The following is a 10,716-nucleotide window of genomic DNA, read 5'->3' on the forward strand; positions in this document are numbered from 1 at the left end:
GAGTTCAGATTCCGCTGATCTGCGGATGCGCGCGGGTCGCGCCACTCATCGCGTTCAGCGCATGCAGATAGGCCTTGGCCGAAGCCACGATGATGTCGGTGTCAGCGCCATTGCCATTCACGATGCGGTTGTCGCGCTCCAGGCGCACCATCACCTCGGCCTGCGAATCGGTGCCGGTGGTGATCGCGTTGATCGAGAACAGCAGCAACCGGGTCCCGCTGTTCACCTCGTTCTCGATCGCCCTGAACACGGCATCGACCGGCCCGTCCCCATCGGAATAGCTTTCGCGCTCGGCACCATCGATACTCATCGTGACCCGCGCATGGGGCTTTTTGCCGGTATGGGAAACCGCCTCCAGCGCCACGAACTGGTACCGATCCGCGGCTTCCTCGCTGCTCACATTGCTGGCCAGCGCCTGCAGATCCTCGTCGAAGATCTCGTGTTTCTTGTCGGCGAGTTCCTTGAAGCGCTTGAACGCCAGGTCGAGCTCTTCCGGGGTCTCGAAGGTAATGCCGAGTTCATCGAAGCGGGCGCGCACCGCGGCACGGCCCGAGTGCTTGCCCAGCACCAGGCGGTTGGTGCTCCAGCCCACATCCTGGGCGCGCATGATTTCGTAGGTCTCGCGGTGCTTCAGCACCCCGTCCTGGTGGATTCCCGCCTCGTGGGCGAATGCATTGGCCCCGACGATGGCCTTGTTCGGCTGCACCGGAAAGCCGGTGATGCTCGAAACCAGGCGCGAAATCGGCACGATCTCCTCGGTCACGATTCGCGTTTCGACCGGGAAGATATCCGCGCGGGTGCGAACCGCCATCACGATCTCCTCGAGCGAGGCATTTCCGGCACGCTCGCCAAGACCGTTGATGGTGCACTCGATCTGGCGCGCGCCGTGCAGCACCGCCGCCAGGGAGTTGGCCACCGCCAGCCCGAGATCGTTGTGGCAGTGCACCGAAAACACCGCCTTGTCGGCATTCGGTATGGTGTTCATCAGGCGCCCGATATAGGCGCCGTACTCGCCCGGCTCGCCGTAGCCAACGGTGTCGGGCAGGTTGATGGTGCGTGCGCCGGCCTTGATCGTGGCCTCGATGATGCGGCACAGGAACTCGAATTCCGAGCGGCTCGCATCCTCGCAGGAGAACTCCACATCGTCCGTGTGTCCGCGTGCCTGGGTGACCGAGCGCACCGCCTGATCGAGCACCTGCTCGGGCGTCATCTGCAGCTTGTACTGCATATGGATCGGCGAGGTCGCGATAAAGGTGTGGATACGCGGCAGCGCGGCGCCCTCGAGCGCGGCGGCGGCCTGCTCGATATCGCGGTATGCGGCCCGCGCCAGCGAGGCCACGGTGCAATTTCGTACCGTCGCGGCCACTGCCTTCACGGCCTCGAAATCGCCTGGGCTCGCAATCGCGAACCCGGCCTCGATGACATCGACATTCAGGCGCTCGAGCGCCCGTGCAATGCGGATTTTCTCGTCCTTGGTCATCGATGCGCCGGGGCTCTGCTCGCCGTCGCGCATCGTCGTATCGAATATGATCAACCGATCCTTGCTCATGGTCATTCCTCGGGTGCGAACAGGCGCACGTGGGCACCCATCCTATTGAACTTCTCGCGACTATGGAATTGTAGAGACGTGTGTGCTGCCCCTCAGGGCAGGAGGAGTACCAGCAGGCGCGGCGCATGGAATGCACTCGGCGCGGATTGATTGGCGATTCTCGATCTCATCGGGTAATTGTCCAGCGACCGTTCCGGATAGCAGTATGCCGATGGTAAGCAAAATAGCCGACGCTTGCCAAGCTCGGGGCACGCATACCCGACATTGTACCGCGCCCCGGGTGAGCCGGGACCCGGTACCGTTCGCCCGGGGTCGCGCAACGGCGGAAATTGCTAGACTGTCGCGCCTGACACGCCAGGGTGCGCGACCACGCCGGGCGCATCGATCAATGAGAAATAGCGGCCCTTTGAGGCCGGGATCCGGACAACCATGAGGCAGCAACCTTGCAGATAGACGTGTTCGTCGCGGGTTTCGGAAAATGCGGCACCACCACCCTCTGTGCACTGCTGGGCAGACATCCCGGGATATTCGTTCCCGAGGCCAAGGAGACCTGGTTTTTTTGCACCCCCGACTACGATTCCCGCTGGGCCGAACTGCATGGGCACTACGCAGGCCATCGTCCGGGACAACTGCTTCTGGACGGCACGCCACAGTATTCCTCCTACCTGTCCGAGGATATGTGCGTAGAGCGCATTCACGAACACTGCCCCGGTGCGCGCTTCATATTCATTGCCCGCGATCCGAAAAAGCGCATCGAATCGAGCTTTCGCGAGATGCATCACAGCTCACCGCTGTTCGGCTTTGATACGCCTTACCGCTTGTCGGATGCTCTCGACATGCTGCCCCAGATGACAAAAGACAGCCTGTACTGGGAACGTATCTCGAAGTACCGTGCGGTGTTCGGCGATCAACGGATTCTGGTCGTCTTCCTGGAGGATCTCGCCCGTGCCCGCGAATCCGTATTGCGGGCGTGCTTCGGCTTCCTGGGCCTGGACGAAAGTCCTGCGCGGGATATTCCGGCCGCTGCACTGAATGCCGGGGAGCGGAAATACATCGATACCAGGGTGCTGCGCTGGTTGAGAAACCACGAATTCAGTGGCCAGGCAATTTCCCTGGTGCCGGCACGAAACCAGGACCGGCTGCTCGCCCCTCTGGGTCTGAGGCGGCACTTTCGGGAAGCGGTCCACTGGGACGCGAGAGCGCGGGAACTCACCCGAACCGAGGTGTCCCCCGATGCCGCCCGGTTCCTCCGGTTCTATGGCAAGCCCGCCGATTTCTGGCCTGAAATCCTTGCGCTTTGAGCAGCGCCGGCAGCGGAATCCGGGTCGGTCTCCGCCAACCGGTGCTGTGGTGCCTCGCGATCAGCAGGCATTCGCGATACATTGCGCTCGTTCCGGTAGCGCTCCGAAATCACCGCGCCGCGCCTGCGCAACGGAACCTCGAGCAGCCGATAGTTTATTTCGGCACACCCGACAATCAGGGCCACCGCGGTTGCGAGGAAAAGCGGCATGTAGGCGGGACTGAACACGGTCCCCTCCGGCTCCAGGCGAAACCAGATTTCGCGGGTCGCGAAATACGCCGGAATGTGGATGAGATAGATGGCATAGGAACGCCCTCCGACCCATTGCAGCACATTCTTCAGCCATCCGCGCGCGAGGATATAGTCCCGATCGAACGATGCCAGGAACACCAGAATGGCCGCGATGATCGCCACCATGCTGATTTCGATCGGGATATGGATATCCTCGCCGCCAATGAACGCGAGCCCGACCAGAAGTATCAGCACCAGAGTGGCCCGGACCCAGCGGTTCGCCATGAAGCGAGGCTCGAACAGCCGGTAGCTGTCGCGGCTCGACCATAGGGCGATCAGCACGCCCAGCCCCAGCGCATCGGTACGGCAGATGATGCCGAGCGGCGTGCGCGGCAATACCAATTGCGCGACGACTATGACCGCCAGCACCAGCGGCAGGCGCCGTCCGCTCATCCAGATGAGGAACGGAAAAAACAGGTAGAACTGCTCCTCGAGTGAAAGGCTCCAGTAAGGGAATGTCGCTCCGGCTTCGTGAACCCCGTAAGTCGCCATGACGCGCAGGTTCGCTACCTGGAATATCGCGGCGAGCGCCCCCTCGAAATTCGCCCGCAACGAACCCCAGGCGCCCGAGCGATCAAACACCACACAGGCGACGAGAATCACGCCGAGCCACCACCAGGCCGATGGAATCAACCGCCACGCGCGGCGGATCCAGAACGCGACCGAGACCACCAGCCGCTCATGCGTGGAGCCTGTTGCCGCCAGCCGCGGCACCAGGTCGCGCGCGATCACGAAGCCGGAGATCACAAAAAACAGATCCACGCCCGACCACATTCCGCTCCAGCCGTAAAACATCTGGTGCCACTGACCGGGCACCCAGGCAAACAGGTTCATGTGCATGTGCTCCACGCACACGAACAGCACAGCGATACCGCGCAGGACCTCGATATCCTGAATCTTTTTTGTCATGTGCTGGTCCTGGTGCAAACCATGGAACGGGGGACGCAAGCCTGCTTGTAACGACCGGAGGTCTGCATTAATGTGCGTGCGAACCCAACAAGGGGTCTTATGCTGCACATACCGCGCACCGCTCGCAAGTCCCGTGATTCCGTCCCGAACACCGGCTGGATACCCGTAGCAGCATATTTCCGGAGTCGCCGGCTTTGCTCGGCCTGATCCGCTTCGCGCTCGCGCTCGCCGTGTTGCTCTCGCATGTTCCGGGTTTCGACTGGGCGTTGAATCCAGGCGTTGTCGCGGTGATCTGCTTTTACTGTATCAGCGGCTACCTGATGCGCTGCAGCTACCAACGGTTTACCCGCTTGGCGCAGACCCCGGTGCGTGACTTCATCGTGGACCGCGTGCTGAAGCTGTTCCCGCAATACCTCGTGGTGCTCGCGATCACCGTCGGCCTGCTCTGGCTGTGGGGTGCATCGCCCGGATTCTGGTTGATGAACCAGCAGCTTTCCCCGCTCAAACTGCTGTGGAACCTGCTTCTGCTGCCCGCGAACTATGTTTTCGAACCGCTGGTGATCAGCGAATTGCTGCCCCACCCCCTGGTGCCTCCCGCCTGGTCGCTGGCAACGGAATTCCATTTCTACCTCCTGCTCCCGCTGCTTTACCGATGGCGGAGTCTGTTCATGGTAATGCTGCTGGCAACACTTGCCGTACAAATTTTCGGCTTTGTCCATGAATCCACACGCTTCAACAGCGACAACCTGGGTTACCGCTATATATTCGGCGTGCTGCCGGTTTTCCTGATGGGCTACCTGTATGCCGACGATAGCGGTGGACGGCGGCCGCTGGCGGTTGTGCTATGGCTGCTGTATCTCGGCCTCGCAGGCTGCGCGTTCACGGACACCCTCATCCACCAGCAACGGGCGCGCGAAGTGCTGCTCGGGGCCAGCGTTGCCCTGCCGCTGCTGGCAACCACCATGCATCTGCGCGGGCATGCCTGGCCGGGGCGCATCAAGGCGCTGGATGAACGTCTCGGAAATCTCGCTTACCCGATATTCATCACCCATTGCCTGGGATTTTTCATCATCGAGCATGTGACCGGAATGCCGGTGCGGGCCAGCGCGAGTTTCGTGCTCTGCGCCATCCTCGTCTGCCTGCTGCTCTCGATGCCGCTCGAGATCCTGCAGCGACGCCTCGAGCGTGCTCGTATTGCGCTGCGAGGATTCGCGTCGATGAAGACAGATCAGAGATTGGACAGCGACACGCCGGCGAGGATCAACCCGGCGCCAAGCGCCTGATTGAGGCTGATCGACTCCTGGAATACCAGCATTCCAAGCAACGGTACGAACACGAAACTCAGCCCCATGAATGGATAGGCAACCGACAACGGCGTGGTGCGGAGCAGGTGAATCCAGAGCAGTGTGGCCAGGCCGTAGGTCAGCAGCGCGGTGCCCAGCAACAGCAGCACCTCGCTGTCGAGCCATGCTCCGCGGCGCTCGATCGCCAGGCTCGTCTGCCGGAAAAGCAGTTGCCCCGCACTGATCATCATCACGCAGACAATCGCCACGATCGGCCCGGAAGAATAGAGCTTCATTTCTGCACCTTCAGATGCGCGAGATAGAACAGGTTGAGGTCCATCGAAGGTATACGCAACGGCGCCCACGATTCCTGGCGCTCGGGAAAATAATAGCGGAGCAATGCGACGAGGTTGTTTATCGGATTGATGTGCTCGCGCGCCATCCAGTAGTCGTATTCCATGCCCGCCTTCACAAACTTGCCACGCGCGACGAGCTGGCGCCCCAGCCGCCAGCCGAGCCCGGGATCGCAGGGAAGAATCAGCGATATCACTCCCCCCGGTTTCACTACCCGGTGCCACTCGCGCAGCACCTCCCAGGGTCGCTCCAGGTGCTCGAGCACATGCGTGGCGATGAGGCGGTCGAAGCCATCGTCCTCGAACTCGAGATGACAGGCATCGGCAACGCGCAGCTGCACCGAGCCTGCGCGATCCGCGGGCAGTTGCACCTGGCGCAGCATGTCGGCGCTGCCGTCAGTCAGAACGTACTCGCGGAAACGGTGACGAACATGGCGCAGATGAATGCCGGTTCCGGCGCCCACCTCGAGCACCCGCGGGAACTCCCGGTCCGGCGCAAAAGCATTCTCTAGCCACGCGTGGCTTCTGGAGAGAAAGTAGCCAGCCAGCCCCTGGTCGTAGTTGGTTGCCTCGTAAAGCGATACCCACTGGCGCATGTATTCTTCATGGGACGGATCGGGCCTCATTTCGGCACCCCTGCCTTGCGTCGAAATGCCTTCAGTCTGCACAACGCCGTGTCCGGGACCGCTGCAACATCGAAATTGACGAACGAGAGCAGCAGTTGCAGCCCGCTCAGGGCAGGCAGTACCGCGAGCATCACCGTTCCGGTACTCGCATACTGCTGGACCTTCCAGTAGAAATACCATTGCGAAAGGCCGAACACGATACCGAACACGAACAGGATCAGGCCAAAAACCAGCGCCAGTGAAGCAATGGAGAAATCGCGCAGGAAGTAGTTGTAGACCAGTCGCTTCGCGGTATTGCGCAAATGCAGCAACAAAAACTCCAGCAACACGCGCCCGGGGCGCAAACCGCTCGTCTCCTTGTCGTAAACCGAGCGCATCGGGATGTCCACGACCCGGGCGCGAATCGTGTTCAGGCGGAACAACATGTCGGATTCGAAAAAGTAACGCCGGGAAAGCTTCCCGAGCGGCAGCAGCCGTAACACCTCGGCGTGTATCGCGGTAAAACCATTGGTCGGATCGAAGATGTTCCAGTAACCGCTGGAGAGCTTGGTCATGAACGACAGCGCGGCATTGCCAAACAGCCGTATCAGTGGCATGCCAGCCAGATCGTCCGGATGGAAAAACCGGTTGCCCTTGGTGTAGTCGGCTTCGAATGCGCGAATTGGTTCTATGAAATCGGGTATCAGCGACGGATTCATCTGACCGTCTCCGTCGATCTTGACCACGATATCGGCGCCGTCGGCGAGTGCTGCCCGGTAACCTTCGATGACCGCCCCGCCAACGCCAAGGTTTTGCGTATTGAGCAGCACCCTGACGCGTGGATCGGATACCCGCTCGCGCACGTATTCTCCGGTGCGTTCCGGACAAGCATCGTCGATCACATAGACACGCTGAACCTCCGGACCCAATGCCGCGAGCACCGCTTCGATGTGCTCTCTTACCCGATAACAGGGGATGACGACCGCGACCTGCACGTTTTTATCTCACTGGCCAGGCGAGGCTGGCGGCAACCGGTTGACACAAGAGCTGCGCGATTGCCGCCGCCCCCCGAGATGCACGGCCAGCAACACCAGGATTGCCACCATGCTCAGCAGACTGAGAACCAGTCCCGCCCGGAAACTCCATGGCAGAAACTCGAATTCCACCGTGTTGTCCCCCGCCGGAACCTCGACTGCCTTGCCAAGAACCTGGGCACTGAAGAGCGGCGCGAGCTGCCCGCCGATGCGCACGCGCCAGCCGGGATAGTTCGCATCCGCCATGAACAACCAAACGGGCGAGGTCGACTTTACCCGCACCACGCTGCGCGATGGGGTGTGCCGGAGCACCGCCAGGCTCGCCGTCGAGGCTCCGGGCCCGGATGCCCCGGCGCTGAACCCCGGGCCGGGGGAATCGATGAAGAGTTCATCGACAGCGCGTTCCGCCCAATGTGCGATTGCCTCCTCGGGCGTCGGAAAGGCACGTGCCGCGGAATAGAGCTGGAACCGCGGCAACGCATGGGAATTGCGGTAGACACTCCAGTCCTGGGGAGCGCCGTATATTGCCTGCGCATGCGCGAGATCCATACCGGAACCTGCCGTCACATAGCGCACCCCGAGGACGTCGATGAACCGCCGCCCGGGTGTCCCGGTCTGTTCATGAAATTCGTTCCGGGTCAACTCGTACAGAAGATGGCGCCGGTGCAGCCCGAGCGAGGAAACCGAGTCAATGGAGGGCAATTGCCAGAGCAGGTTCGCCATCGGCGTAAGCGAGTTGATCATGCTGCGGAAACCCCGCTCGAGACCGGGTGAATCCGGCGGCATGTAGCCAAAGCTGCTGGCTGCCGTCATGTCCATGACCCGGTAATCGTCAACCGCCCTCCGATCCGCCCGGATCGCCTCCATTTGCCGGGGCTCTGCCAGGATGTTGCGGTCTGCAAAATGAAATACGTCGAAACGCAAAGCCACACACTCCAGGATCAACAGTCCCACGGCGAACCGCGCCGTCCAGGCCGGACGTCGCATGGCCAGCGGCAGCACGCACGCGGGCGCAAACATCAGGGCCATGACCAGTTGCGTTCTCCCATACTCGGGATGGTAATACGAAATCACCAGGGCGCCGATGGCAACCGCGCTCAGCAGCAGTACACCGCCCCCGAAAACGCGTGCTTCGATGCGAGCAAAGCCGCGCTGCGCCGCGCGCCCCCCCAGCGCATCGAGCGCTCCGCCCGCCACCAGCGAGGCACCGACGACGAATATCGCCACGTATGCCCACATGAAGCGAAATGCGTGGATGCCGGGAACCAGAGAGTGCTCGTACACTACCCTGAACAGCGGTGAAAGCTCCTGGACACCCAGGTTGTAGAGCACCAGCGCGGCAATGCCGTGCGCCACGATGCGCCGGTCGCGGCATACAACCAGGCCGCACAGGAACAGGGAGGATACAAACGCGCTTCCGAGGCTCTGCAAATTCGGCGCGGACGGGTCGCTATAGTGGCCAATAAAGGAGAACAGCAAACCGCGCACATGCATCGTGAGCGAGCTCGGATACAACAGGCCTATGCCTTCGCTGCGATGGGACTCGCTCACCAGTTCCGCCAGCGGGAGCAGTTGCACTGCGGCCAGGCCGATAGCGAGAATCACCCCTGCGGCGCCCATGAGCAGCAAGCGCCGCCACTGCGCGCGCGCCTGTGCCCGCCCGTCCCGGTAGCAGGCCTCGACAAACACCCGGCATACGATATATATCGCGACCCCATGGGCAAAATGCGGATAGCCCGACAACACCAGCAGCGTCGCGGGCAATGCGAGCCAAAGCACGCTCGCGATGTCCGGGCGCCGCAACCAGCGCTCCACGCCAAGCAGCACCCACGGCACCCAGGTCAGGGTGCCGGCGCAAACCATGTTGTTGTGAAAAAAAACAAAGACAATCGAAAAACCCGTCCCGAGGCCGGCAAAACAGGCCGCCGACCGGCTGAGACCGATTTCCCGTCCGAGCAGCAGCGTACCCAGCGCGGCGCCGAACATGGCCAGGAAATGATAGGCCATCATCGCCGACGCGGGCCCGAGCAGCAGCGCGAGCGCGAGCTTGAGCGGCTGGGCGAATGCAGCCTGTCCCTCGGCAAACAACGGAAATCCACCGTAGAGCTTGTCGTTCCACAGGATTCCCGGGTCCACCTCCAGCGCCTGCGACTGCAGCAGCAGCATCAACAGGTCGAAATGGATCGTCTCGCCATGAATCAGGATTCTGTCGTGCAGCAGCGCCGCCCTCCAGAACAGCACACAGAGCAAGAACAGCAGCGCCGCCGGAAGATACCAGCCCAGGTGTCGGCGCGCGGAAATCGGGCCGGGGGCAACCATGGGTTCAGATTTCATCCCAGGGTTCGGCTCTCAGCAAATGCTGCACCCGACCATATTGCCAACGCGCGACCGGATGGCGGAAGCAATGCTCCGCGGGAATCTCCGGAAGCAGGCCCGCGGCGATATCATCGCGCAGGAATATCACGTTGAAACCGTAGCGGTTGGCTCCGACCAGCCGGTAACCTTTCTCGCGCCCGAGCTTGACCATCGCCGGGAGCGACGCCCCGCAATAGTCGACCTCGATGTGCTGCTCCGGATCGACCAGCTTGCGCACGCAGAAGCCGGGGTCGTAAGGCACTGTCACGCTCGCATCGCTCATCCAGCCGGCCTGGATCTCGATGATCACCACGCGCGGATTGGCCACCTGGATGGCTCTCCACAGCCAATAGTCGTTGCCATCAACATCGATGGACAGAAGATCGATCTGCTGGTCGAAGCCATGGCGGCTGATCACCTCGTTGACGTTTTCGGCGGTCAGCCATTCGCGGGAGATCGCCGGAGGAATCCTCATGGTATCCGGATGGCGCCAGTAGAATGCGGTCGCCGTGCGGATGTTCTCCTCGCTGCCGTCGCACAGCAGCGCGTGCCAGCCGTGGTTGATGATCAGGTTTGCCGCATTGCATTCACGACCGTCCCCGGCACACATCTCCACCACGTACTTGTTGGTGGTGCCGATAACGCTGAAGATGTAATGGAGTATTCCGTCCTCGCCGTTCTGGGAATGATTGCGGAACTCGACGCTCTCGAAATCGTGCGCCACCCCGGTGCGGGCGTCGCGCCGGTACTCCATTGCCAGCAGTTGCTGGGTGCCGCGGTCGACATAGTTCGGCTGCTGAACGACGGCGGCCGTCTGACCGCGAAGCAGTGCCTCCATGGCATCGAAACGCGAGCCAAGCGTGCCGAGTTGCGGCGCGATCCCCGCGCACTGCCGCTCCAGTTCCGCAAGGCGTGACGCCAGCGCTGCCAGTTGCGTCGCCGCGTCGTTGTTGCTTTGCGTCAACCGGTTCGCGTTGCGTTTGAACATGTCTCTCCCCACTCTTGATTTCCCTGCCCCGCGCCCTCGCCTGCGAGGG

Annotated in this window: 9 protein-coding genes; 2 read left to right on the top strand and 7 right to left on the bottom strand. The window is 61.9% G+C overall.

Features of this window, described 5'->3' with window-relative positions; all coding sequences use genetic code 11:
* Positions 1–4: 4 nt before the first annotated feature.
* Entirely contained in the window at positions 5–1,549 is a 1,545-nt protein-coding gene (locus tag IPF49_20665; protein ID MBK6290006.1) for a 2-isopropylmalate synthase, read from the bottom strand.
* A 443-nt stretch (positions 1,550–1,992) separates the two neighbouring features.
* Here IPF49_20665 and IPF49_20670 point away from each other — a divergent pair, with 443 nt between their 5' ends.
* Complete coding sequence (locus IPF49_20670) at positions 1,993–2,850, top strand: sulfotransferase (GenBank protein ID MBK6290007.1); 858 nt, start codon at positions 1,993–1,995, stop codon at positions 2,848–2,850.
* On the opposite strand, the gene IPF49_20675 is transcribed toward IPF49_20670, so the two are convergent.
* Positions 2,805–4,049 carry an acyltransferase gene (locus tag IPF49_20675; GenBank protein MBK6290008.1) on the bottom strand — a complete coding sequence of 415 codons (1,245 nt, stop codon included), beginning with the start codon at positions 4,047–4,049 and terminating at the stop codon, positions 2,805–2,807. The genes IPF49_20670 and IPF49_20675 overlap by 46 nt on opposite strands.
* A gap of 194 nt (positions 4,050–4,243) precedes the next feature.
* On the opposite strand from IPF49_20675, the gene IPF49_20680 reads away from it, so the two are divergent.
* Entirely contained in the window at positions 4,244–5,332 is a 1,089-nt protein-coding gene (locus tag IPF49_20680; protein MBK6290009.1) for an acyltransferase, read from the top strand.
* Here IPF49_20680 and IPF49_20685 read toward each other — a convergent pair.
* From IPF49_20685 to IPF49_20705, 5 genes are read right to left on the bottom strand one after another with little or no spacing between them, the layout of a single operon-like run.
* Positions 5,278–5,628, bottom strand: a complete 351-nt coding sequence (locus IPF49_20685; GenBank protein ID MBK6290010.1) for an EamA family transporter — start codon at positions 5,626–5,628, stop codon at positions 5,278–5,280. The two genes, IPF49_20680 and IPF49_20685, sit on opposite strands and share 55 nt — an antisense overlap.
* A complete protein-coding gene (locus IPF49_20690) occupies positions 5,625–6,311 on the bottom strand; it encodes a class I SAM-dependent methyltransferase (GenBank protein MBK6290011.1) in 687 nt (228 codons plus the stop codon). Before IPF49_20690 ends, IPF49_20685 begins: the two co-directional genes overlap by 4 nt.
* Positions 6,308–7,285: a glycosyltransferase family 2 protein gene (locus IPF49_20695; protein ID MBK6290012.1), complete on the bottom strand. Its 978-nt coding sequence runs from the start codon at positions 7,283–7,285 to the stop codon at positions 6,308–6,310. Before IPF49_20695 ends, IPF49_20690 begins: the two co-directional genes overlap by 4 nt.
* A 9-nt stretch (positions 7,286–7,294) precedes the next feature.
* On the bottom strand, positions 7,295–9,658 hold the full coding sequence (locus IPF49_20700; protein MBK6290013.1) for a YfhO family protein: 2,364 nt from the start codon (positions 9,656–9,658) through the stop codon (positions 7,295–7,297).
* Positions 9,648–10,667, bottom strand: coding sequence for a hypothetical protein (locus IPF49_20705; GenBank protein MBK6290014.1), 1,020 nt, complete (start codon positions 10,665–10,667; stop codon positions 9,648–9,650). Before IPF49_20705 ends, IPF49_20700 begins: the two co-directional genes overlap by 11 nt.
* Positions 10,668–10,716: the final 49 nt, after the last annotated feature.

It is taken from the genome of Gammaproteobacteria bacterium (genome assembly GCA_016705365.1).
Classification (GTDB): Bacteria; Pseudomonadota; Gammaproteobacteria; order Pseudomonadales; family UBA5518; genus UBA5518.